Raw genomic sequence first — 24,020 nt, forward strand, 5'->3', positions numbered from 1 at the left:
GCTTTTTACATATATGAATATCCATGGGCGTTTGCCCTATACAACATACCTTTGTAATACGCTTCCGTTCTACCTTGTCCCTTTGAATCATACTATGAATTGAAGGAGGCATGAAGAATGAGAAAGTTTATCCATATTGCTATCATGTTTGTTATGGCACTTGCTTTTATCAATAATCCTTTTACTGATCAGTATGTATCAGGCCTCAAACAGGAGACAGGAGCCGTAACGGTTTCCAAGGCTAAGGATTCACTTTATGAAGAGATTACAGCAAAAAAAGAGGAATACAGCATTCCTGCACAGGATGCTAAAATAGACCGTGTATGGAAAGCCATTCCAGGGCTTAACGGAATTGAAATAGATGTTGAGGCATCTTATAGAAAGATGAAATCAGAGAATGAGTTCAATGAAGATAAACTTGTATTTAAACAAATTGAACCGAAGGTGAAGTTAAAGGACCTCCCACCGTCACCTGTATATAAAGGCCATCCTGATAAACCGATGGTCAGTTTCATTATTAATGTGGCATGGGGAAATGAATATTTGTCAGGTATGCTGGCTACTTTAAAGGAACATAATGTGTCAGCAAGTTTTTTCCTTGAAGGAAGATGGGTAAAGAATAATCCGGAACTTGCCAGAATGATTATAGATGCTGGACATGAAGTGGGCAACCATTCGTATACTCATCCGGATATGAAAGTGATTTCTTCTGCAAAGACAAGGGAAGAAATCCAAAAGACAAATGATGTGATCGAAGCCACGATGGATGAAAGGCTGAATAAGCCCATTACTTGGTTTGCTCCTCCCAGCGGCAGCTATAGGGATGAAACAGTGAAGATTGCTGCTGAGAAGAACCTCGGCACCGTTATGTGGACTGTTGATACAGTGGATTGGAAAAAGCCACCCCCTGATGTCCTGATAAATAGGGTGTTATCAAAGGTCCATAATGGAGCACTGATTCTGATGCACCCTACTGAATCCACCGAAAAATCACTCGATAGACTTATAACAGGTCTTAAGCAGAAGAACCTGCAGATTGGAACAGTATCTGAATTGTTAAGCGAGAAGAGAATCCAGAATCGGGAAAATAATAATCAGGATTTTGGAAAAAATAACAATAATAATATAAACTAATGGAAGCATATGTCATTGGGTTTCAGAACAGGAGGAATTTATTTGATAAAGAAATATACATGCCAAAACGGAGTAAGAGTCGTTCTAGAAAACATTCCAACCGTCCGTTCTGTTGCGATCGGAGTATGGATCGGAACAGGTTCGCGAAACGAAATTCCTGAAAATAATGGAATCTCTCATTTCCTCGAGCACATGTTTTTTAAGGGAACGAAAACAAGATCAGCCCGGGAAATTGCCGAAAGCTTTGATAGCATTGGAGGCCAGGTGAACGCCTTCACATCAAAAGAATATACATGTTACTACGCAAAAGTACTGGATACCCATTCTGACTTTGCTCTTGAAGTGCTTTCTGATATGTTTTTTAACTCCACCTTTGTGGATGAGGAACTGAATAAAGAAAAGAATGTTGTTTACGAAGAAATCAAAATGTATGAAGACACGCCTGATGATATCGTACATGACCTTTTGAGCAAAGCAATCTATGAGAACCACTCTCTTGGCTATCCGATCCTTGGCACAGAAGGAACGCTGGCCACGTTCAATGGTGATACATTAAAACAGTATATGCATGAAACATACACACCTGAAAATGTAGTAATCTCCATTGCCGGAAATATCGAGGAGTCTTTCATCAAGGAAGTAGAAAAATACTTTGGATCCTATGAAGGCGGAAAGAGAGAAAGCTCTGAGCAGAAGCCTGAATTCCATTCAAACCATCTTGCGCGTAAAAAGGATACTGAGCAGGCACATCTTTGCTTGGGATTCGAAGGATTGCAAGTAGGGCATGAGGATATATACAATCTGATTGTTTTAAATAATATATTGGGTGGAAGCATGAGCAGCCGTTTATTCCAGGATGTTAGGGAGCAAAAAGGATTGGCATATTCTGTTTTCTCTTATCATTCTGCCTTCCAGGATAGCGGAATAGTGACGCTATACGGCGGAACAGGCGCTAAACAGCTGGACGTCCTGTTTGATACGATTCAGGAAACCCTTGCTACTCTTAAAAAAGAAGGCATTACAGATAAAGAGCTGAATAACAGTAAGGAACAGCTCAAAGGAAGCTTGATGCTTAGCCTTGAAAGCACAAACAGCAGGATGAGCCGAAATGGCAAAAACGAACTGCTTCTGGGCCGCCACCGTTCTATGGATGAAATTGTTGAGGAAATCGATGCAGTTTCCATGCAGGGAGTAAATAACATGGCGAATTCCATTTTCACAGATCAATACTCTGTTGCTTTAATCAGCCCAGAGGGAGAACTTCCAAAAAATCTTTAATAAATTTGTTGTGGGCCGTTTGCAAAAGCGGTGGACTAAAAACAGCCTGTTTTCCTGCAGGCTGTTTTCTTTTGTCTTGGACTTCTAAAACTACTGGCTGAACGATAAAAATATAGAGAAAGAGAAAAGAGGAGGGCAGATGATGAGATTAAGTGAGCTGAGCGGAAAGGAAATCGTGGATGTGAAGCGGGCGGAACGACTGGGGGTACTTGGGCAGACAGATCTTGAAATAAATGAAAAAAATGGTCAGATCCAGACCTTGCTCATCCCTTCATTAAAGTGGTTCGGCTTCAAGCGCCAAGGTGACGAAATCCGGGTTTCGTGGCAGCATATAAGGAAAATTGGCAATGACATGATCATTATTGATATTCCGGAAAATGCTGATCAGCAGGAATAGTCTTGAAAGAAGGGCCGATTAGGTCCTTTTTGTTTTTAGCTGTTTTTAGGCAATCTCCTTAATATCTTCAAAAATCCCCTTCCATAGCTGAACCATTTTCTTTTTAGTGGAAAACTCACCTATTGCCCCGTTCATACATAAGATGTTGAAGTAGTTCAATACACAATTCCATTATGGTTATTAGATGAATTGCCGGCCAAAAATAACGCCACATTTCGTTTAAGATAAATCTGCTTGTGCAATTGCTGTCTCGTGCCGCAGCTATTGTATAGTGGCGTTGCCGGTGCGAGGTTACTTTTTACCAGGAGTCATGCGGTCATTGGCTTCAAAAATATATGCTTTCTAAAAAGAAAGAAAAAAGAAGGTGAGTGTTGCATGCTGACAGGAACCCAAATAGCAGTCATCGGCGGTGATGCACGGCAGCTCGAAATCATCCGGAAATTGACTGAGCTTGATGCAAAGCTCTCATTAATTGGATTTGAGCAGCTGGATCATGCGTTCTCTGGTGCGGTAAAAGAAAAAATAGATGAAGTGGATTTTTCCAATATAGACGCGATTATCCTACCTGTTCCCGGCACGGGTCTGGAGGGTCAGATCGAAACGATTTTCTCCAATGAAAAAGTGACTTTTGAAGAGGAAATTCTTTCGCAGACTCCAGCACACTGTACAGTTTATTCCGGCATAACCAATTCGTATTTAACAGGAGTTACTAAATCGGCAGACCGCCGTCTTGTGCAATTATTTGAACGGGACGATGTTGCTATTTACAATTCAATTCCAACAGTAGAAGGAACCATCATGATGGCTATCCAGCATACTGATTTCACTATTCATGGATCTAATATAGCCGTAATCGGCCTTGGCAGAGTAGGAATGAGTGTAGCAAGAACCTTTCATGCACTGGGTGCAAAAGTGAAAGTGGGGGCGAGAAAAAGTGAACACATTGCCCGGATAACGGAAATGGGTCTTACCCCATTCAACCTGAAAGAGATTGAGGATGCGGTAAAAGATGTGGATATTTGCATAAATACAGCTCCTCATTTAGTTGTAACAGCATCCGTCATTTCAAAAATGCCTACACATACGCTTATCATTGACTTGGCTTCAAAGCCGGGAGGAACCGATTTCCGCTACGCGGAAAAACGGGGAGTGAAAGCCCTGCTCGCACCAGGCCTGCCGGGAATCGTTGCTCCGAAAACAGCCGGGCAAATATTGGCGAATGTTCTTTCTCAATTGATTATGGAAGATTTGCAAAAGAGAAAGGGGAAATCAATATGAGTTTGAAAGGGAAAAGAATCGGATTTGGTTTAACAGGATCACATTGCACGTACGATGCAGTGTTTCCGGAAATAGAAAGGCTTGTTCTTGCAGGGGCTGAAGTGCTTCCGGTCGTTACCTTTACGGTAAAGAGCACTGAGACAAGATTCGGGAAAGGGGAAGACTGGGTTCAAAGAATTGAAGATCTGACTGGCAATAAAGTGATCGATTCAATTGTGAAAGCGGAGCCGCTTGGACCTAAGATTCCTCTGGATTGTATGGTGATTGCCCCGCTTACTGGAAATACCATGAGCAAATTTGCCAATGCCATGACTGATTCGCCCGTACTGATGGCAGCCAAGGCAACCCTTAGAAACGGCAAACCAGTTGTGCTTGGTATCTCCACAAATGATGCGCTGGGTTTAAATGGGGTAAACTTAATGAGACTAATGGCTACAAAAAATATTTATTTTATCCCTTATGGCCAGGATGATCCTGTGAAGAAGCCAAATTCAATGGTAGCAAGAATGACAGCATTACCTGAAACAGTTCTTCATGCCATGGAAGGCAAGCAGCTGCAGCCTGTTTTAGTGGAAAGATATAAAGACGAAAATTAGCCCCCTATTTTTTCTAGCAAAAATTTTAGTCCTTTAGTGAGCGAATATGTTAGAATAAAGATTATTAAGATAACCAACCTCCAAGCTATGTTTAAAATAATATTAACCTCTTGGAGTAATGACAATATGCTGATAATATAAATGGAAGCCTGCCATCTTTAAAATCAGGCAGGAAAACGGCTGCCAATTGACTTTGGCTGCCGTTCTATTGAATTTTGGGCATATTGTTTTTTCACTAAAAAACTAATTTTGCTAGAAAAATATAATGGTACTGGAAGGGGAAAAGGAATTTGGAACAGAAAAAAGGATTTCATGTCGCGGTAGTTGGAGCAACTGGTGCAGTTGGCCAGCAAATGATCCAAACACTTGAAAATAGAGATTTTCCGATCTCTGAATTAACACTTTTATCATCAGCCCGTTCTGCAGGCTCGAAGGTAGCGTTCAAGGGCCAGGAGTATACGGTTCAGGAAGCAAAGCCAGAGAGCTTTAAAGGCGTGGACATCGCATTATTCAGTGCCGGAGGAAGCGTTTCCCAGGAACTTGCTCCTCATGCGGTTGAGCATGGTGCCATTGTGGTAGACAACACAAGTGCATTCCGTATGGATCCAAATGTGCCTCTTGTCGTACCTGAAGTAAATGAAGATGACCTTCATTCGCATAATGGCATAATCGCTAATCCAAATTGTTCTACGATTCAAATGGTTGTTGCCCTAAAGCCGGTAAAAGAAAAATACGGTTTGAAAAAAGTGATTGTTTCTACTTACCAGGCTGTTTCAGGTTCAGGAGCAGCTGCAGTTCAAGAGCTGAATGAGCAGACAAAAGCCATAATAAATAATGAAGAGTATGTGCCTGTCATTCTTCCTGTTAAGAGCGATAAAAAACACTATCAGATTGCTTTCAATGCGATTCCGCAAATTGATAAGTTCCAGGATAATGGCTACACATATGAAGAAATGAAAATGATCAATGAGACAAAGAAAATCATGCATATGCCCGAGTTGCAAGTGGCTGCTACATGCGTTCGTCTACCAGTGGCAACTGGGCACTCAGAGTCCCTTTATTTTGAAGTGGAAACTGACAGTGTGACTGCAAATGAAGTAAAGAGCCTTCTTGAAAATGCGCCGGGTGTTGTCCTGCAGGATGATCCGGATAACCAGATTTACCCAATGCCTGCTGATTGTGTTGGTAAAAATGATGTTTTTGTCGGCCGTATCCGCAAAGATTTGGATGAGGATAAAGGCTTCCATATGTGGGTGGTTTCTGATAATCTTCTTAAAGGGGCAGCATGGAATTCCGTGCAGATTGCCGAAAGCTTAATTAAACTTGGCATAGTGAAATAGTTAACGTATTCTCTTCATGTTGAGAGGTTAGAGGTGTTTTAATGAATATCATCGTTCAAAAATATGGGGGCACATCAGTCCGCGATGAAAATAGCCGCGAACATGCGCTTAAGCACATAAAAAAAGCGCTGGCTGATGGATATAAGGTTGTTGTCGTTGTTTCGGCGATGGGCCGAAAAGGCGATCCTTATGCAACAGATACACTGCTTGCGCTTGTACAAGGCAATAACAGCAAGATCAGCAGACGCGAAACGGATCTGCTTTTATCCTGCGGTGAAGTCATCTCAAGTATCGTTTTTTCAAACATGCTAAATGAACATGGAATCACAGCAGCAGCTCTAACAGGGGCACAGGCAGGATTTAGAACAAATAATGATCATACAAATGCAAAAATTATCGATATGAAATGCGACAGACTTTTGAAAGAGCTTGAGAATCAAGATGTTATCGTTGTCGCGGGATTTCAGGGTTCTTCTAAAACTGGTGATGTCACAACGATCGGAAGAGGCGGCAGTGATACCTCCGCAGCGGCTCTTGGCGCAGCCCTAAATGCTGAGTGGATTGATATCTTTACAGATGTGGAAGGCATCATGACTGCTGATCCGCGCATAGCTGAAAATGCACGTCCATTATCAGTTGTCACTTATACGGAAGTCTGCAATATGGCGTATCAGGGTGCAAAGGTGATTCACCCTCGTGCTGTCGAGATTGCCATGCAGGCCAAAATTCCGATCAGAATCCGCTCAACCTACTCCGACAGTCTCGGAACACTTGTCACAACATTAAATAAAGACAGGCGCGGTACAGATATTAAAGAGCGTTCGGTAACAGGAATTGCCCACGTTTCCAATGTCACACAAATAAAGGTTCTTGCGAAGAAAGATCAATATGATCTTCAGTCTGAGGTCTTTAAAGCCATGGCAAACCAGGGGATCAGCGTTGACTTTATCAATATATATCCAAATGGCGTCAACTACACGGTTACGGAAGAAATGACGGATAAAGCGATTAGTATTCTTAAAGGTCTGGGTCACGATCCGCTGGTTGAAAGAGAGTGCGCAAAGGTTTCGGTTGTCGGTGCAGGAATGCAGGGTGTTCCTGGCGTGGCTTCACGAATCGTGACGGCATTGTCCGAGCAGGGAATCCGCATCCTGCAATCTGCAGACAGCCATACAACAATATGGGTTCTTGTAAAGCAGGCAGATTTGATAAAGTCTGTTAATGCATTGCACGATGCTTTTCGCCTGGAAGAAGAATTGGCAGAGTATGAGAGAAAAGACATTTAATCTTAGAAATCTTAGAAAAATATCATGTTTAAAAAGGGGAAGAAAGCCCTTCAGGGGGTAACGACTGACTTGCATCTTAATCGGCAGATCCGCCCGTGTCTTCCCGGTCTTTTAAACATCTGCAAGGAGTGTAAACATGATTCTATTTGGCCGAGTATCAACAGCAATGGTAACGCCATTCGATCATAAGGGACATATTGATTTCCCTAAAACGACACAGCTTATCAATCATCTTATAGAAAATGGTACAGATTCATTGGTCATTGCCGGAACTACCGGCGAGTCGCCAACACTGACAAAAGAGGAAAAGCTGGCATTATTCAAACACGCAGTGAAGGTGGCTGACAAACGTGTGCCTGTTATTGCCGGCACTGGAAGCAATAATACGTACGAATCCATTGAATTAACGAAAAAAGCAGAGCAAATTGGTGTAGATGCCATCATGATTGTAGCACCTTATTATAATAAGCCAAATCAGGAAGGGCTCTATCTGCATTTCAAGGCAATTGCGGAAAGCACGAGCCTTCCAGTAATGGTTTATAATATTCCGGGACGCTCATCCGTCAATATTTTACCTGAAACGATCATCCGCCTTTCGGAAATCCCTAACATCGCTGCTGTTAAAGAAGCAAGCGGAGATCTGAATGCAATGGCAAAAATCATTGCCAATACGGATGATGACTTCATGCTTTACAGCGGTGACGATGGCCTTACTCTTCCCTGCATGGCAATTGGCGGAACTGGAATCGTATCTGTCGCTTCCCATGTGATTGGCAATGAAATGCAGGAGATGATCACAGCTTACCTGAATGGTGAAAATGAAAAAGCTGCAAAGATCCATCAGCGAATTCTTCCGATCATGGAAGGCCTTTTTGCTGCCCCAAGCCCAGTGCCTGTAAAAACAGCGCTGCAGCTTAAAGGGCTCGATGTCGGATCCGTCCGTCTTCCAATGGTTCCGTTGACAGAACAGGAACGCAGCGCAGTTGCTGACCTATTTAAATAATTGCTTGCCAACCAGTGTTTTGCTGGTTGGTTTTTATTTTTTAAGGGGTTCATTAGGCAGCCTCAACTTTTCCCATGTATAAATTTGGTTGTCATGGTTTTATGACTTCAAGTATAATATGGATAACTGATCTTGATCGGCTGAACATGCATGGGAGGATACGTACATTGAAAAAGAGACAGAATGAAAGCATCAAGCTAGCAGCACTCGGAGGAGTCGGAGAACTTGGGAAGAATATGTATTTGGCAGAGGTGGATGAGGAAATATATGTTATCGATGCCGGATTAATGTTCCCTGAAAATGAAATGCTCGGAATTGACATCGTTATACCGGATATTACATATTTAGTTCAAAACAAGGAAAAAGTGAAAGGGATTTTTCTGACACATGGACATGAAGATCACATTGGCGGGCTGTCTTATGTGCTGACAAAGGTCAATGTTCCTGTCTATGGAACAAAGCTGACTCTGGCACTTGCCAAAGCCAAAATGAAGGAACAGGAATACAAAGGCAAAGCGCAGTTTATTGAAATTAATTCAGACACCAAAGTGGAATTTGATTCGGCAGATGTAACTTTTTTCAGGACTTGCCATAGCATACCGGATAGTGTCGGGGTGGCTATCCATACGTCCGAAGGTGCGATTGTGTATACAGGAGATTTCAAATTCGATCAGGCATCGACTGCCTTATACAAACCTGAAATCGGCAAAATGGCGCGCTTGGGGGAAGAGGGAGTTCTTTGCCTTCTATCTGACAGTACAGAAGCAGAAAAGCCGGGATACACCAACTCAGAATCGAAAGTGGCCAGAGAGATGACAGCCGCATTCTATGCAGCAAAGGGGAGAGTCATTGCTGCTTCATTTGCGTCTGACTTAATCCGTATACAGCATATTTTTGATGCTGCTATGGAAACGGGCAGGAAAGTGGCAGTGGTCGGGAGAAGTCTGCAAAAGATCTATGATATTGCCATGCAGCTTGGTTATTTACAGGTAGGGGAAGATGTGATTATACCTGTCGCTGAAATCGGGAAATACAGGGAGGACCAAATCGTTGTACTTACCACAGGTACTCAGGGGGAGCCAATAGAGGCCCTTCAAAAAATGGCGAAGCAGTCTCACAGACAGGTGAATATAAAGAAGGGTGATACCGTTTTACTGGCGGCATCCCCTTTAAGAGGAACAGAGGTATTAATTTTTAAAACGATCGATATGCTGTTTAGAGCGGGAGCTGAAGTCATTCCTGGGAAGGGAACTTTTAATACCTCCAGCCATGGCAGCCAGGAAGAACTTAAATTTATGATTAATCTGATGAGCCCAAAATTCTTCATCCCGGTTCATGGGGAATACCGAATGCTGAAAGCGCATGCTAACATTGCCATGGACTGCGGATTATCAGGCGGACAAATTTTCATCCCGGATAAAGGTGATGTAGCAGAAATTAAGGATGGTGCAATCGTTCCCGGAGGAAAAATTCCTTCAGGAAATGTGCTGATTGATGGGATCGGTGTTGGCGACGTCGGAAATATCGTATTAAGGGACCGAAAGCTGCTATCGCAGGATGGAATCTTATTAGTGGTGGTCACTCTCAATAAAAAAGAAAAGAAAATATCCGCTGGCCCTGAAATTATTACTAGAGGTTTTGTATATGTCAGGGAATCAGAAAAGCTTCTCGAGGAAGCTGTAAAAATCGTGAGGGAAGCTGTAGAGCAGAACCTTGCCAGAGAATCCTTTGACTGGTCCGGCATTAAGCAGGATATGCGTGACAGCCTGAATCAGTATCTGTATGAAAAAACAAAACGCAGACCAATGATCCTTCCAATTCTTATGGAGGGATAACAATAAAACACAGCCCGTCATTCAATGCCGGGCTGTGTTTTTTACGCTCACTCTTCAGCAATAAAGCGCATGAAAAAGAATCCCGCGTTCATACTAACAATATATTGCTTGAAGGGAGAAATAAGGATGGAAAACGATTTGAAAAATAACCGCAATGAGAGCGGGGAAGGGCAAGAACAGCCGAAAGAGGATAAACCGTCTGCCCTTATGGAGAAGATTCAGCAGCTTGGACAGACGAATGTGCCGCAGCTGTCCCAGGATTCCAAAATTCATTGCTTGACCATTGTCGGACAAGTAGAAGGACATCTGCAGCTTCCGCCGCAAAATAAAACAACAAAATATGAACACTTAATTCCTCAAATTGTTGCGATTGAGCAAAACCCAAAAATAGAAGGTCTTTTGGTCATTTTAAATACAGTAGGCGGTGATGTGGAAGCCGGGCTGGCAATATCAGAAATGCTGGCTTCTTTATCAAAGCCAACCGTCTCCATTGTCCTGGGAGGAGGCCATTCCATTGGTGTGCCTATTGCTGTGTCATGCGATTATTCATTTATTGCAGAGACGGCTACGATGACCATCCACCCGATCAGACTGACTGGCCTGGTAATCGGTGTGCCGCAAACCTTTGAGTATATGGATAAAATGCAGGATCGGGTAATTAATTTTGTAACGAAGCATTCAAATATTTCGGAACAGAAATTTAAAGACCTGATGTTTGATAAAGGCAACCTAACCAGGGATATTGGTACAAACGTGGTCGGCAGGGATGCTGTTGAATATGGCCTGATTGATGAAGTAGGCGGGGTAGGGCCAGCGCTGGCAAAGCTGAATGAGCTTATTGATATGAATAAACCTAAAGAAGAAGTGATGGTTCAATGATCCTTTATACCATGATGCCACAGGAACTCATTTATCAAAATGAGCAGGATGATTTTGGAAAACAGAAAATTGTGTCATATGAAGGAATTCCCCTCCTAGTGGAAATGAATGCAGGACAGGAATGCCGTATCTTAAGAATAATGAGCAGTGACCCCTCCCATTATATGGATGAAAGATATACTCCAGGGTCCATGATCACTTTAACTCAGTAAAACTGAGAAATACATTCAAAAAACAACTTAATTAAGAATCGATATGATATAATAAAAGTAATTTTAGAAGCAGCCAAAAAATGGCTGCTTCTTCTTTCATAGCTGACATGATGTATTACATAATGGGATTTTGATGATGATGTTAAAAAGAACAATGATAAGGTGATAATATGGCCAAAAGAAAGAAAAGAAAATCTAAAAAGAGCGAAACACTTAAACGGACAATGAAATTTGAATTAATAGGACTTACATTGCTGGCACTTGGGATAGTAGCATTAGCTAATTTTGGCAGAGTAAGTGATTGGACTGTATTGTTTTTCCGTTTCTTTTTCGGGAACTGGGATATTATAGGCATAATAGGTATGATGCTATTTGGGACCTATCTATTGTGGAAGAGGACTATACCTCCCCTCTTTACATCCAGATTATTTGGGATTTATTTAGTAATAGGAGCAATTCTTATACTTAGCCATACGAACTATGTTGAATTAATAACTACTGATGGAAGAACAAATAATCCGAGTATCATCAAACATACATACGAATCATTTGTCATGATTAAAAATGGGGAAACAAGTTCAGACCAATTAAATGGAGGTATGATAGGAGCAGTTCTGCTAGCAATTCTCTACTATTTATTTGATGTATCGGGATCTAAGTTTATTTCTTTTATAATGATTATAATTGGTTTTATTTTAATCACTGGTAAGACATTTGGCGAAACTATTGGGAAGTTTTTTAATCTGGTAATAACCTTTATTAAAAAACAGTGGTTTGGTTTTGTTGATGACTGCAAAGGATGGATACAGAATCTAAAAGATAAAAGTGAAGAGAGAAGGTCACAAAAGGAAGAAAGACGTGCCCAAAGAGAAGAACAGCAGGCTCTCCGGGATGAAGAAGAACCTGACACTGTCATAACCATCAATCATACTCCTGAACCGGCACCAGAACCGATTATTTCAAGCTTTGCCGAAAGAGCTTATCAGGAGGATCCCAGGGAAGCCGCTTCTAATCAGCCTCAGGAAGAAGCAGATACTGAGCCGGAGGATGAGACTGCGCCGCCAATTGCGTTTACTGAAGTGGAAAACAAAGACTATGAGCTTCCGCCAATCAGACTATTGAAATTGCCAAGGCAAACCGATCAAAGCGGTGAGTATGAGCTTATCCATGCGAATGCTGCTAAGCTCGAAAGAACGTTTCAGAGTTTTGGGGTAAAAGCGAGAGTGACACAGGTTCATTTAGGACCGGCTGTTACAAAATATGAGGTGCACCCCGATGTTGGGGTAAAGGTAAGCAAAATCGTTAGTCTCAATGATGATTTGGCCCTGGCACTGGCAGCTAAGGATATCCGGATAGAAGCACCAATTCCCGGTAAATCTGCCATTGGAATAGAGGTCCCTAACTCTGAAGTGGCCATGGTTTCTCTAAGGGAAGTAATTGAATCCAAGCAAAATGACAAACCGGACTCCAAGCTTCTGATCGGGCTTGGCCGTGATATCACCGGGGAAGCTGTCCTCGCAGAACTTAATAAGATGCCCCACCTGCTTGTTGCCGGTGCGACAGGAAGCGGGAAGAGTGTGTGTATTAACGGAATCATTACCAGCATTTTGATGAGGGCAAAACCTCATGAAGTAAAATTAATGATGATCGATCCTAAAATGGTTGAATTGAATGTATATAATGGGGTGCCGCATTTGCTGGCGCCGGTTGTGACAAATCCGAAGAAAGCAGCCCAGGCGCTGCAAAAAGTCGTCAGTGAGATGGAAAGGCGCTATGAGCTTTTCTCCCATACCGGCACAAGAAATATCGAAGGATACAATGAGTATGTAAAAAGGCATAATGCCGAAGAGGAAGCACAGCAGCCCCTTCTGCCTTACATTGTGGTCATAGTGGACGAGCTTGCAGATTTAATGATGGTAGCGTCTTCTGATGTCGAAGATGCCATCACGCGCCTTGCTCAAATGGCAAGGGCAGCAGGCATCCATTTAATCATCGCAACCCAGCGTCCGTCAGTAGACGTTATCACAGGTGTAATAAAAGCGAATATACCATCAAGGATTGCATTTGCCGTGTCATCCATGACGGATTCCAGAACCATTTTGGATATGGGCGGAGCGGAAAAACTTCTGGGAAGAGGAGATATGCTCTTTCTGCCTGTAGGTGCTTCCAAGCCAGTCCGTGTACAAGGTGCCTTTCTGTCTGATGAAGAAGTCGAAGAGATAGTGGATTTCGTCATCGGTCAGCAGAAGGCACAATATCAGGAAGAGATGATTCCAGAGGATATTCCTGAAGCGGCAGGAGAAGTGGATGATGATTTATATGAAGAAGCTGTTGAATTGATTCTGGAAATGCAGACTGCTTCTGTATCCATGCTCCAAAGGAGATTCAGGATCGGCTATACCAGGGCTGCAAGGCTGATTGATGAAATGGAAGCCAGGGGCATTGTCGGTCCATATGAAGGCAGCAAGCCTAGAGCTGTGCTGCAGGGCAAGCCTTCGGAAGAAGCAAGTTCTTAAATTTTATAAGAATAACACATTAAAAAATGGCCAGTCTTCGGACGGTCGTTTTTTAATGTTTTTGAGAGTTATATAACCAAAAATTGACGTCAATAAAAAAAGGTATCGGAATATGCCATACTACTAAAAACGCTTACATAAAATGAAAGAGGTATGGTACTTTCAACTCATCATAAAATAAGATTTTTTGCCAGGTGCATTTATCACTAAAAACCAAAATGTAATCGTTTTCAAAGTAGTATTATACCAGAAAAAAGGAATTGGTACAGAGGGATTCACAAACATTTTGTTCTTTTCACCTTTTTTCGACAAATTGATAAATTTCTATTTCTTTATTGGGTAAAAAGTGTTATAGTATTTTCGATTAGTAGGAATGATTGAACATCAGAGGTCTGATGTCTTGAGAACTGAAGTTGGAGGAACCCTGCATGTCTATTAAGTCAGATAACCGGCATTTATATTTGCAAGTCATCGATCGATTAAAACAAGACATTGAAGATGGAGTGTATAAAGAAAAAGAAAAACTTCCGTCCGAATTTGATCTTGCCAAACAGCTTGGTGTTAGCAGAGCTACACTGCGGGAGGCGTTGCGCATTCTTGAAGAAGAAAACGTAATTATCCGCCGTCACGGTGTAGGCACCTTTGTCAATGCAAAGCCGCTTTTTACATCAGGCATCGAACAGCTTAATAGTGTCACAAATATGATTTTGCAGGCAGGGATGAAGCCGGGAACCGTTTTCTTAAGTTCTGTAACTATGGGACCGACTGAAGACGATATCCGCAGATTCTCATGTTCGTTAGACCAGGAGATTGCTGTGATTGAGCGGGTAAGAACTGCAAATGGTGAACCGGTCGTTTATTGCGTGGATAAAGTTCCTGAGAATATTCTTCCAGACACATTTTCCCACGAACAAGAGTCGATCCTCAACATGCTTGAAGAAGAGGCAAACCGGAAAATCACCTATGCTGTTGCCCAAATCGAGCCTATCGGCTATCACGAGAAAATTTCACCTATTCTGGAATGTGACCCGGAAACCGCATTGCTTGTATTGAAGCAGATGCATTTCGATGAAGCGGATACTCCGATTCTCTATTCGGTCAATTATTTCAGAGCTGATAAGTTCAGTTTCCATGTCCTCAGAAAGAGAATCTAGCTTTGGGGGGATACACGAAAACACAATCACTCATTCCGCTAATGCAAAAACAATTTCTTAGGGGGTACCAACCTTGAAAAAGCGTAAATTTGGATTGGCGCTATCTTTAGTTCTTGCTGCTGGAACGATTCTCGGTGCTTGCGGCAAAAGTGAAGAAAAAGGCGGAGAAACAGCTGGCGGAGACGAAAAAGAAAAAGCATTCTCTGTAGCAATGGTAACAGATGTCGGCGGTGTAGATGATAAATCATTTAACCAATCTGCCTGGGAAGGTTTACAGGCATTTGGTGAAGAAAATGGCCTTGAAAAAGGAAAAGGCGGATTTGACTACCTTCAATCACAGTCAGATGCTGACTATTCTACAAACCTTAATACATTAGCTCGTCAAGATTTTAATCTTGTTTTCGGTATCGGCTTTCTAATGGAAGGCGCGATCAATGAGATTGCTCAACAGCAAAAGGATGCGCATTTCGGTATCGTTGACGCAGTTGTCGATCAGCCAAACGTAGCAAGCATCATGTTCAAAGAGCAGGAAGCTGCATTCCTTGCAGGTGTTGCTGCTGCCAAAGCAACTAAAGAAAACAAAATTGGTTTCATCGGCGGTATGGAAATTCCGGTTATCGAGCGTTTTGAATCTGGATTCCTGGCTGGTGTTCAAGCGGTAAACCCTGATATTAAAGTAGAAGTTCAATATGCTGGAGCATTTGATAAAGCTGAATTAGGTCAGACAATTGCTTCGAAAATGTACTCTTCTGGCGTAGACGTAATCTTCCATGCTGCTGGCGGAACAGGCAATGGTCTATTTAAGGAAGCTCGTGACCTTAAAAAGAAAGACCCGGCAAGAGAACTTTGGGCAATTGGTGTTGACTCAGACCAGACAGCTGAAGGTGTAGTTGAAATCGATGGCAAAGAGCACAATGTAATCCTTACATCTGCACTTAAGCGTGTTGACAATGCTGTTAAGGACCTTTCTACAAAGGCAAAAGACGGCAGCTTCCCTGGCGGAGAAACGACTACGTACGGATTGGCTGAAGACGGTGTAGGCCTTGCTCCTATCAATCCGGAAGTAGCTGCAAAAGCAGAAATCGAAGGTGCAGTTAAAGAATGGCAGGAAAAGATCAAGAGTGGTGACCTGACTGTTCCATCTACAAAAGATGAACTGGCTTCTTTCTCAGCTGAATAATTAACTTACAAGGAATAAGCAGGTTGCACTGCGGCCTCTTATTCCTTTTTTTTAAAAATTAAAATTTTAATTGAAGGACAGAAAGAATTCTGTATTTCACTTAGATTTTTAATGCCTTTATATTATTCAATTCTTTAAGGGGAACTTGGCGTTTTGGCCAGGTTTTTCTAAGAATTGCCAAGGTCTGACCTCTTACTACTAATGATTTCCTTATATTTTGAGCAAGGAGTGAAACAAATGGATTATGTTATTGAAATGCTCAACATCCGCAAGGAGTTTCCTGGAATCGTAGCTAATGATAATATCACGCTTCAGCTGAAACAAGGTGAAATTCATGCGCTGCTTGGCGAAAACGGTGCGGGCAAATCAACATTGATGAACGTCCTTTTTGGCTTATATCAGCCTGAAAAAGGTGAAATAAAAGTTAAAGGAAAACCGGTGCGCATCACCGATCCAAATATAGCAAACGACTTGGGCATCGGGATGGTTCACCAGCATTTTATGCTAGTAGACCGTTTCACCGTCACTGAAAATATTATTCTAGGAAAAGAAACGACGAAAAGCGGAAAAATAGATATTAAAAAAGCGGAGAAGGAAGTCAGGGAAATTTCCGAGCGATATGGACTTGCTGTAGACCCTCAGGCGAAAATTTCAGATATTTCTGTAGGAATGCAGCAGAGGGTAGAGATTTTAAAGACCCTATATCGGGGAGCGGAAATCCTTATTTTTGATGAGCCTACTGCTGTGCTGACTCCACAGGAAATTAAAGAGCTTATTCAGATCATGAAAACCTTAATCCAGGAAGGCAAATCTATTATCTTAATCACCCACAAGCTGAAGGAAATTATGGAAGTTTGTGATCGTGTAACAGTAATCCGCAAAGGGGTAGGTATCGGTACGGTTAATGTCAGCGAGACGAACCCTAATGAACTTGCCAGCTTAATGGTGGGAAGGGAAGTTACTTTTAAAACGGATAAAACAGACTCGAAACCGCAGGAGCAAGTGCTTGAAATTCAGGATTTACATGTAAAAGATTCCCGGGGGCTTGGCGTGGTTAATAAGCTTAACCTCAATGTACTGGCCGGGGAAATTGTCGGTATTGCCGGTGTAGATGGAAATGGACAGTCTGAGTTAATAGAAGCAATCACAGGTTTGAGGAAGTCTGAAAGCGGTTCAATTAAATTGAATGGCAAGGAAATTATGAATATGTCTCCGCGTAAGGTAACGGAGAAGGGGGTAGGTCATATCCCTCAGGACCGTCATAAGCATGGACTTGTCCTCGATTTTCCAATTGGAGAGAATATGGTTCTGCAAACCTATTACAAAGCTCCATTCTCTAAAAAAGGTGTTCTGAACTTTAAAGAAATCTACAGCAAAGCAAAAAAGCTGATTAAAGAATTCGATGTCAGAACCCCAAGTGAATATACACTTGCAAGAGCACTTTCTGGAGGAAACCAGCAGAAAGCCATAATCGGACGCGAAATTGACCGAAATCCAGATCTCCTGATCGCTGCTCAGCCGACACGCGGATTAGATGTTGGAGCGATTGAATACATTCACAAGCGTCTGATTGAACAGCGTGACCAGGGGAAAGCAGTGCTGCTTATTTCATTCGAATTGGATGAAATTATGAATGTCAGCGACCGTATTGCTGTTATTTATGAAGGTGAAATTGTAGCAGTAGTTGATCCGAAACAAACAACTGAACAAGAATTAGGTTTATTGATGGCCGGTTCTAAACGGAAGGAAGCGGGTGGCGAAAACCATGTCTAATCGCATGAAGAATATTGTCGTACCTCTAGTTGCCGTTCTGCTAGGTGTATTAGTAGGTACAATCATTATGATAGCAACAGGTTATAATGCCGGATCTGCATTTATTGCCCTATGGAACGGTGCTTTCGGAGAAATCTACTACACCGGTGAGGTAGTCAGACAGGTGACTCCATATATTCTTGCCGGTTTGGCAGTTGCATTTGCTTTCCGTACAGGCTTATTTAACATCGGAGTTGAAGGACAGCTGATCGTCGGATGGCTAGCAGCTGTTTGGGTAGGAGTTGCATTTGAACTTCCAAAGTTCATCCATCTGCCGCTTGCTGTTCTTGCAGCAGCAGCAGCGGGTGCGCTATGGGCATTCATTCCAGGACTGCTGAAAGCCAAGTTTAAAGTCCATGAAGTCATTGTCACGATCATGATGAACTATGTTGCATTGCATGTAACGAACTATATAATCCGTACAGTTCTTTCAGAAAAAAGTGACCGTACTGAGATGATTGCAGATTCTGCATCACTGCGTTCCCCGTTTCTTGAGGGATTAACTGATTATTCTCGTCTGCATTGGGGTATTTTAATTGCTTTAGCTTGTGTGTTTATTATGTGGTTCCTATTAGAAAAAACATCAAAGGGATACGAATTGCGAGCTGTAGGCTTTAACCAGCATGCATCTGAATATGCAGGCATGAGCGTCAGCAAAAACATAATTCTTTCAATGGTCATCTCAGGAGCATTTGCTGGTCTTGCAGGTGCGATGGAAGCTTTGGGTACATTCGGATATGCTGCCATCAAGGGCGGTTTTACCGGAGTAGGATTTGACGGTATCGCAGTTGCACTTCTAGGCGGTAATGGTCCAATCGGAATTATTTTTGCAGCATTGCTATTTGGAAGCTTAAAGGTCGGCGCATTAAACATGCCGCTTGAAGCTGGAGTGCCAAACGAACTGGTAGATATTATCATTGCTCTTATAGTGTTCTTTGTTGCAGCAAGCTATATGATTCGCATCTTTATTGACCGTATCAGCAAAAAGGGGGTGAAGTAAGTGGGCTTAATGGAGATCCTATTAATTATTATTCCATCAACTTTGCTTTGGGCAGCCCCGCTTATTTTCACTGGATTGGGCGGAAATTTTTCAGAAAGCTCCGGTGTTGTAAATATTGGTTTAGAAGGCTTGATGGTAATTGGAGCATTCACTGCCATTGTCTTTAACCTTACATTCGTGGATGTATTTGGCAGCATGACGCCATGGGTAGCATTACTCGCAGCTATGGTTGTCGGGGCTCTTTTATCCATCCTGCATGCTGTTGCTTCTATTACGTTTAGAGCAGACCAGGTAGTCTCAGGTGTTGCGATTAACCTTCTGGCAATTGGAGCTGCACTGTTCCTTGTTAAATTCATTTATGGGAAAGGCCAGACGGATATCATTCAAAAAGGTTTCAGCAAGGTGGATATACCATTTTTAAGCGATATACCTGTAATCGGTAAACTGTTTTTCTCAAACACATACTATACTTCATTTGCAGCGATTGCCGTTGCATTCCTTGCCTGGTTTGTGATGTTTAAAACTCCATTCGGACTAAGGCTGAGGGCGGTTGGTGAACACCCAATGGCTGCCGATACAATGGGTATTAATGTTACCAGAATGAGATACATTGGGGTATTAATCTCCGGTGCCTTAGCAGGAATTGGCGGCGGTGTGTATGCACAATCCATTTCTTCAGATTTCGGCCATGCAACAATCAGCGGCCAGGGCTTTATGGCATTAGCAGCATTGATCTTTGGTAAATGGCATCCGCTTGGTGTTATGGGTGCGGCTTTATTCTTTGGATTTGCGCAAAGCTTGAGTATCATTGGCTCAAGCCTTCCATTCCTGGAGAATATTCCAAATGTATATCTTCTCATCGCACCATATGTTTTAACGATTCTGGCATTAACTGGTTTCATAGGACGCGCTGATGCTCCAAAAGCCTCTGGTACTCCATATATAAAAGGAAAACGCTAAACAGGAAAGCCTCATTTCTTTTGGAAATGGGGCTTTTTATTGCTTATTGAAACCCTGTCTTCTTATCTTTTGTTCCTCATTTGGAGATATGCAGTTAATCCGCAAGCATTCATCGGCATAGCTTCCCGATTTTCTTATATAACCTTCCAATACAGCCAATAACTTGAAATAAAGAAATAGGGCAAGGTATAGTAAGAATATGATTTAATACAAAGGATATTATAGAAGATAGCAGCAAAGTGTTTACATATAGGCGATATTCCCTATTCTTCATATTGACCGTACTTTGGATTCATCAATTTACCGACAGGAGGAAAAGAAATGGCTGTAATCTCTGAATCCGTAAAAGCCATGAATGGCTATAAGCTTCATGTAGTTAAAACAGAGAAATATAAAACCAACACACTGGTTTGGAAAATGAAAGCCCCGCTTGAAAAGGATACTGTTACATTAAGATCTTTATTGCCGCATGTCCTGCAAAGCAGCAGTTCGTCTTACCCTGCAACCGGAAAGCTTCGCTCTTATCTTGATGAATTATATGGTGCAACTCTTTTTGTGGATTTGGCGAAAAAGGGCGAGTATCATGTCATTACCATTTCAGTTGAAATTGCGAATGAGAAGTTTCTCTCAGACCCAACTCCTTTATTGAAAAAAGCGTTCCAATTTTTATCGGAGATTCTGACAAAGCCAAATGTGCAAGGCGTCGCTTTTGACCAGGATACGGTTGAAAAAGAAAAAAGGACGCTGAAACAGCGAATTCAATCCGTTTATGATGATAAAATGCGCTATTCGAATTTCCGGCTGGTACAGGAAATGTGTAAAGATGAGCCTTATGCGCTGCATGTGAATGGCGAAAAAGAAGATGTGGACAAAATTACGCCTGAAAGCCTTTATGAATATTATCAGCAGGCAATGGCGCAGGATGAGCTTGATTTATATGTTATAGGTGATGTGGATGAGGCAGATGCCGAATCCTATGCAGGTGAACTATTATCTTTTGAGGAAAGAACACCTCAGTCAGCTGCGGCATCTGCAGGAAGAGCCAAGGAATCTGTTAATGAAGTCAGGGAAGAACAGGATGTGAAGCAGGGGAAACTTAATATCGGCTACCGGACAAATGTCGTTTACGGTGATCCTGGTTATTATGCCCTTCAGGTATTCAATGGAATTTTTGGAGGCTTTTCTCACTCAAAATTGTTCTTGAACGTCCGCGAAAAAGCCAGTCTCGCATACTATGTAGCCAGTCGCCTTGAAAGCCATAAAGGCTTAATGATGGTTATGTCGGGAATCGATAACAGTAATTATGACCAGGCAGTGAATATTATTAAAGAACAGCTGGAAGCCATGAAAAACGGGGACTTTACGGAACAGGAAATGGAGCAGACCAAAGCAGTCATAAAAAATCAGCTTCTGGAGACTGTTGATACAGCCCGCGGAATTGTCGAAGTCCTCTATCATAATGTTGTGTCAGGCAAAGAAATTACGCTTCAAACCTGGATGGATGAAATGGATAAGGTAACTAAAGAGGAGATTGCCGAAACAGCTAAGAAGGTCAGTTTGGATACAGTGTATTTCCTGACAGGAAAGGAGGAGGGGAAGTAATGGAAAAAATCACTTTTGACCAGCTTCAGGAAGAGCTGTATTATGAAAGCCTCGAAAATGGGCTGGATGTATATATTTTGCCGAAAAAGGGATTTAACAAGACTTATGCCACGTTTACAACGAAATATGGTTCGATTGACAATCATTTCCTGCCTCCCGAAAAAGATGAATTTGTAAAAGTTCCAGATGGGATAGCTCATTTTTTGGAGCACAAGCTATTTGAAAAAGAAGATGGCGATGTATTCCAGCAATTCAGTAAGCAGGGAGCATCGGCTAATGCTTTTACTTCTTTTACAAGGACGGCTTATTTATTCTCCAGCACATCTAATGTAGAGTTGAACCTTGAGACGCTGATTGATTTTGTGCAGGATCCTTATTTTACAGAAAAGACTGTTGAAAAAGAGAAAGGCATCATCGGTCAGGAAATTACCATGTATGATGACAATCCTGACTGGCGCCTATATTTTGGCCTCATCGAAAATATGTACAAAAACCATCCGGTTAAAATCGATATCGCAGGTACGATCGAGTCCATTTCCCATATCACAAAAGATATGCTGTATGAATGCTATGAAACCTTCTACCACCCAAGCAACATGCTTCTGTTCATCGTCGGACCCGTTGATCCGGATCAGATAATGTCCCAGGTGAGGAATAATCAAAGCAAGAAGAATTATAAAGAGTTGCCTGAAATAAAACGCCAATTCGAAGAAGAGCCTGCTGAAGCGGCTGAAAAGAAAAAAGTGCTTGAGATGAATGTCCAGACATCAAAGTGCCTTGTTGGGATAAAGAGCAGTAATGCAAACCAGTCCGGCAAGGAAATGCTTAAAAATGAGCTGAGTCTGAATGTGCTTCTGGATATCCTATTCGGTAAAAGCTCTGAGCACTACAGCTCACTGTATAATGAAGGATTAATTGATGACACGTTCTCATTTGATTATACACAGGAAGAGGGCTTTGGTTTTGCCATGGTCGGCGGGGACACAAATGATCCTGACCGTTTGGCAGAAACATTGAAAAAGATGCTGCTGGATGCGAGGGAAAAGGGAGCTGTTTCACAGGAAACACTGGATCGGACAAAGAAGAAGAAAATAGGCGCATTCCTGCGTGCTGTCAATTCTCCTGAATATATAGCCAATCAATTTACCCGGTATGCTTTTAATGAGATGGATTTGTTTGATGTAGTGCCGACGCTTGAAAGCATTACACTTGAGGATGTGGAAAATGCGGCTGGTAATTTGATAAGCGAAGAACGGTTTACGGTTTGTCAGGTTGTGCCTAAGAAATAAAAAGCTGTTTCAGCAGAGCGCCATAAAAGGCGCTTTGCTTTTTTTGAGGAGTGTATGAAATGAGAAAATTTGCGTTAATAACTGGAGCGAGCGGAGGAATCGGCCAGGCAATCAGCATCAAACTGGCGGAGGAAGGCTATTCACTTTATTTGCATTACAATCAAAACAAGCAGAGTATAAACAGTCTGCTGGACCGCCTGCAGACCTTTGACGGAGAATATATTCCGATCCAGGCTGACCTGTCTGTACAAGGCGGCTATAAAAAAATTATACCAAATATCTTCTCTCTTGATGCCATTATCCATAATAGCGGGTCAGCACAATATGGACTTCTTACGGAATTGCCGGAAAAGGAAACAGAGTCGCTGATGAATCTTCATGTGACCTCACCGCTCCTGCTGACCAAAGAGCTTCTGCCAAAACTTATTTCAAAGGGCAGCGGGAATGTCGTAGTTATTTCCTCTATATGGGGCCAGACGGGTGCGGCTTGTGAAGTTGCATACTCAGCAGCAAAGGGTGCACAAATTGCTTTTGCCAAAGCTTTAAGCAAGGAAGTTGCCTTAAGCGGGGTGAGGGTTAATGCTGTTGCACCAGGTGCCGTCGAGACCGCCATGCTGAATGATTTTACTGAAGAAGAGCTCGATGCCGTTAAAAGCGGCATTCCCATGGGCAGGCTTGCACTGCCTGCTGACATTGCCAACTCCGTTTCCTTCCTTCTTTCAGAAAAGGCAACCTATATTACCGGACAGGTCTTGGCTGTAAATGGCGGCTGGTATACGTAACTCCCAAGTGTTCAAAAAAGTGTCACTTGTTTTTTGGTTATGTCTATTAGTGCATGCATATTTTACTCAGCCCCTAAGCACAATATAATTGTACAACATTTAAAGGAGGCAAAATTATGTCTGTACTAGATAACTGGCAGCAGTGGAAAGATTTCCTTGGCGATCGTCTTCATCAGGGAATGGATCAGGGAATGAATAAGGAAACTGTAAATGACCTTGCTTTTCAAATTGGCGATTATTTAGCCAAGCAGGTTGAGCCAAAGAATGACCAGGAAAAAATCCTTGCTGATCTTTGGTCCGTAGCAAGTCCGGAAGAGCAGCATGCCATTGCAAATATAATGGTAAAGCTTGTTCAAAATGACGGTACTCACTAAGAATTTTATAGCAATCAGCGAAAAGAGAGGAAATCCTCTCTTTTCGTTTTTCCCCCAGAAAGATTTCCTTCCCGGTCAAACGGGTTTTTTCTTTCATATTAGTAAAAAATCAT

At 42.2% G+C, this 24,020-nt stretch carries 21 protein-coding genes; all 21 read left to right on the top strand.

Translation table 11 applies throughout. The annotated features are described in order from the left end of the window. Positions 1-117: 117 nt before the first annotated feature. A complete protein-coding gene (locus JI665_RS03915) occupies positions 118-1,134 on the top strand; it encodes a polysaccharide deacetylase family protein (RefSeq protein WP_206836516.1) in 1,017 nt (338 codons plus the stop codon). 42 nt (positions 1,135-1,176) lie between these two features. Next, a complete protein-coding gene (locus JI665_RS03920; protein ID WP_206836519.1) occupies positions 1,177-2,412 on the top strand; it encodes a M16 family metallopeptidase in 1,236 nt (411 codons plus the stop codon). Positions 2,413-2,554: 142 nt separating this feature from the next. Further along, positions 2,555-2,809, top strand: a complete 255-nt coding sequence (locus JI665_RS03925; RefSeq protein WP_206837657.1) for a YlmC/YmxH family sporulation protein — start codon at positions 2,555-2,557, stop codon at positions 2,807-2,809. 375 nt (positions 2,810-3,184) lie between these two features. Beyond that, positions 3,185-4,087: a dipicolinic acid synthetase subunit A gene (gene dpaA / locus JI665_RS03930; RefSeq protein ID WP_206836522.1), complete on the top strand. Its 903-nt coding sequence runs from the start codon at positions 3,185-3,187 to the stop codon at positions 4,085-4,087. Continuing rightward, on the top strand, positions 4,084-4,683 hold the full coding sequence (gene dpaB / locus JI665_RS03935; protein WP_206836525.1) for a dipicolinate synthase subunit B: 600 nt from the start codon (positions 4,084-4,086) through the stop codon (positions 4,681-4,683). The genes dpaA and dpaB overlap by 4 nt, the downstream gene beginning before the upstream one ends. 290 nt (positions 4,684-4,973) lie before the next feature. Continuing rightward, the gene (asd, locus tag JI665_RS03940; protein ID WP_206836527.1) at positions 4,974-6,023 is read left to right on the top strand and encodes an aspartate-semialdehyde dehydrogenase; all 1,050 of its coding nucleotides are present in this window, start codon (positions 4,974-4,976) and stop codon (positions 6,021-6,023) included. 41 nt (positions 6,024-6,064) lie between these two features. Further along, positions 6,065-7,309, top strand: coding sequence for an aspartate kinase (dapG, locus tag JI665_RS03945; RefSeq protein WP_206836529.1), 1,245 nt, complete (start codon positions 6,065-6,067; stop codon positions 7,307-7,309). 136 nt (positions 7,310-7,445) lie between these two features. Further along, the gene (gene dapA, locus JI665_RS03950; protein WP_206836532.1) at positions 7,446-8,312 is read left to right on the top strand and encodes a 4-hydroxy-tetrahydrodipicolinate synthase; all 867 of its coding nucleotides are present in this window, start codon (positions 7,446-7,448) and stop codon (positions 8,310-8,312) included. Between the two features lie 167 nt (positions 8,313-8,479). After that, positions 8,480-10,147, top strand: a complete 1,668-nt coding sequence (locus JI665_RS03955; RefSeq protein ID WP_206836535.1) for a ribonuclease J — start codon at positions 8,480-8,482, stop codon at positions 10,145-10,147. Between the two features lie 126 nt (positions 10,148-10,273). Beyond that, positions 10,274-11,026 (top strand): ClpP family protease, encoded by a 753-nt coding sequence (locus JI665_RS03960; RefSeq protein WP_206836540.1) that lies wholly within the window; start codon positions 10,274-10,276, stop codon positions 11,024-11,026. After that, positions 11,023-11,238, top strand: a complete 216-nt coding sequence (locus tag JI665_RS03965) for a YlzJ-like family protein (RefSeq protein WP_206836543.1) — start codon at positions 11,023-11,025, stop codon at positions 11,236-11,238. Before JI665_RS03960 ends, JI665_RS03965 begins: the two co-directional genes overlap by 4 nt. 170 nt (positions 11,239-11,408) lie before the next feature. Beyond that, the gene (locus JI665_RS03970) at positions 11,409-13,754 is read left to right on the top strand and encodes a DNA translocase FtsK (RefSeq protein WP_206836546.1); all 2,346 of its coding nucleotides are present in this window, start codon (positions 11,409-11,411) and stop codon (positions 13,752-13,754) included. A gap of 428 nt (positions 13,755-14,182) precedes the next feature. Further along, entirely contained in the window at positions 14,183-14,908 is a 726-nt protein-coding gene (locus JI665_RS03975; protein WP_113881995.1) for a GntR family transcriptional regulator, read from the top strand. Positions 14,909-14,981: 73 nt separating this feature from the next. Next, positions 14,982-16,088 carry a BMP family lipoprotein gene (locus JI665_RS03980; RefSeq protein WP_206836549.1) on the top strand — a complete coding sequence of 369 codons (1,107 nt, stop codon included), beginning with the start codon at positions 14,982-14,984 and terminating at the stop codon, positions 16,086-16,088. A 237-nt stretch (positions 16,089-16,325) separates the two neighbouring features. Next, positions 16,326-17,861 carry an ABC transporter ATP-binding protein gene (locus JI665_RS03985; protein WP_206836552.1) on the top strand — a complete coding sequence of 512 codons (1,536 nt, stop codon included), beginning with the start codon at positions 16,326-16,328 and terminating at the stop codon, positions 17,859-17,861. After that, the gene (locus JI665_RS03990) at positions 17,854-18,900 is read left to right on the top strand and encodes an ABC transporter permease (RefSeq protein WP_206836555.1); all 1,047 of its coding nucleotides are present in this window, start codon (positions 17,854-17,856) and stop codon (positions 18,898-18,900) included. The genes JI665_RS03985 and JI665_RS03990 overlap by 8 nt, the downstream gene beginning before the upstream one ends. Beyond that, a complete protein-coding gene (locus JI665_RS03995; RefSeq protein WP_009330679.1) occupies positions 18,901-19,860 on the top strand; it encodes an ABC transporter permease in 960 nt (319 codons plus the stop codon). It begins immediately after the preceding gene. Between the two features lie 321 nt (positions 19,861-20,181). Then, the gene (gene yfmF, locus JI665_RS04000) at positions 20,182-21,462 is read left to right on the top strand and encodes an EF-P 5-aminopentanol modification-associated protein YfmF (RefSeq protein WP_206836558.1); all 1,281 of its coding nucleotides are present in this window, start codon (positions 20,182-20,184) and stop codon (positions 21,460-21,462) included. Then, positions 21,462-22,751 carry an EF-P 5-aminopentanol modification-associated protein YfmH gene (gene yfmH, locus JI665_RS04005; protein ID WP_206836561.1) on the top strand — a complete coding sequence of 430 codons (1,290 nt, stop codon included), beginning with the start codon at positions 21,462-21,464 and terminating at the stop codon, positions 22,749-22,751. The genes yfmF and yfmH overlap by 1 nt, the downstream gene beginning before the upstream one ends. A 59-nt stretch (positions 22,752-22,810) precedes the next feature. After that, positions 22,811-23,533: an elongation factor P 5-aminopentanone reductase gene (ymfI, locus tag JI665_RS04010; protein ID WP_206836567.1), complete on the top strand. Its 723-nt coding sequence runs from the start codon at positions 22,811-22,813 to the stop codon at positions 23,531-23,533. 116 nt (positions 23,534-23,649) lie between these two features. After that, a complete protein-coding gene (locus tag JI665_RS04015) occupies positions 23,650-23,907 on the top strand; it encodes a DUF3243 domain-containing protein (protein WP_206836571.1) in 258 nt (85 codons plus the stop codon). The last annotated feature ends 113 nt before the right edge of the window (positions 23,908-24,020 follow it).

It is taken from the genome of Bacillus sp. NTK034, assembly GCF_017303275.1.
GTDB lineage: Bacteria > Bacillota > Bacilli > Bacillales > Cytobacillaceae > Cytobacillus.

Bases quoted from the DNA above. Each gene is read 5' to 3' on its own strand.
- ymfI (WP_206836567.1), top strand. From the start codon at position 22,811: ATGAGAAAATTTGCGTTAATAACTGGAGCGAGCGGAGGAATCGGCCAG.
- dpaA (WP_206836522.1), top strand. From the start codon at position 3,185: ATGCTGACAGGAACCCAAATAGCAGTCATCGGCGGTGATGCACGGCAG.
- JI665_RS03975 (WP_113881995.1), top strand. From the start codon at position 14,183: ATGTCTATTAAGTCAGATAACCGGCATTTATATTTGCAAGTCATCGAT.
- JI665_RS03970 (WP_206836546.1), top strand. From the start codon at position 11,409: ATGGCCAAAAGAAAGAAAAGAAAATCTAAAAAGAGCGAAACACTTAAA.
- JI665_RS03925 (WP_206837657.1), top strand. From the start codon at position 2,555: ATGAGATTAAGTGAGCTGAGCGGAAAGGAAATCGTGGATGTGAAGCGG.
- yfmH (WP_206836561.1), top strand. From the start codon at position 21,462: ATGGAAAAAATCACTTTTGACCAGCTTCAGGAAGAGCTGTATTATGAA.
- yfmF (WP_206836558.1), top strand. From the start codon at position 20,182: ATGGCTGTAATCTCTGAATCCGTAAAAGCCATGAATGGCTATAAGCTT.
- JI665_RS03960 (WP_206836540.1), top strand. From the start codon at position 10,274: ATGGAAAACGATTTGAAAAATAACCGCAATGAGAGCGGGGAAGGGCAA.
- dpaB (WP_206836525.1), top strand. From the start codon at position 4,084: ATGAGTTTGAAAGGGAAAAGAATCGGATTTGGTTTAACAGGATCACAT.
- JI665_RS03915 (WP_206836516.1), top strand. From the start codon at position 118: ATGAGAAAGTTTATCCATATTGCTATCATGTTTGTTATGGCACTTGCT.
- dapG (WP_206836529.1), top strand. From the start codon at position 6,065: ATGAATATCATCGTTCAAAAATATGGGGGCACATCAGTCCGCGATGAA.
- JI665_RS03985 (WP_206836552.1), top strand. From the start codon at position 16,326: ATGGATTATGTTATTGAAATGCTCAACATCCGCAAGGAGTTTCCTGGA.
- dapA (WP_206836532.1), top strand. From the start codon at position 7,446: ATGATTCTATTTGGCCGAGTATCAACAGCAATGGTAACGCCATTCGAT.
- JI665_RS04015 (WP_206836571.1), top strand. From the start codon at position 23,650: ATGTCTGTACTAGATAACTGGCAGCAGTGGAAAGATTTCCTTGGCGAT.
- JI665_RS03965 (WP_206836543.1), top strand. From the start codon at position 11,023: ATGATCCTTTATACCATGATGCCACAGGAACTCATTTATCAAAATGAG.
- JI665_RS03990 (WP_206836555.1), top strand. From the start codon at position 17,854: ATGTCTAATCGCATGAAGAATATTGTCGTACCTCTAGTTGCCGTTCTG.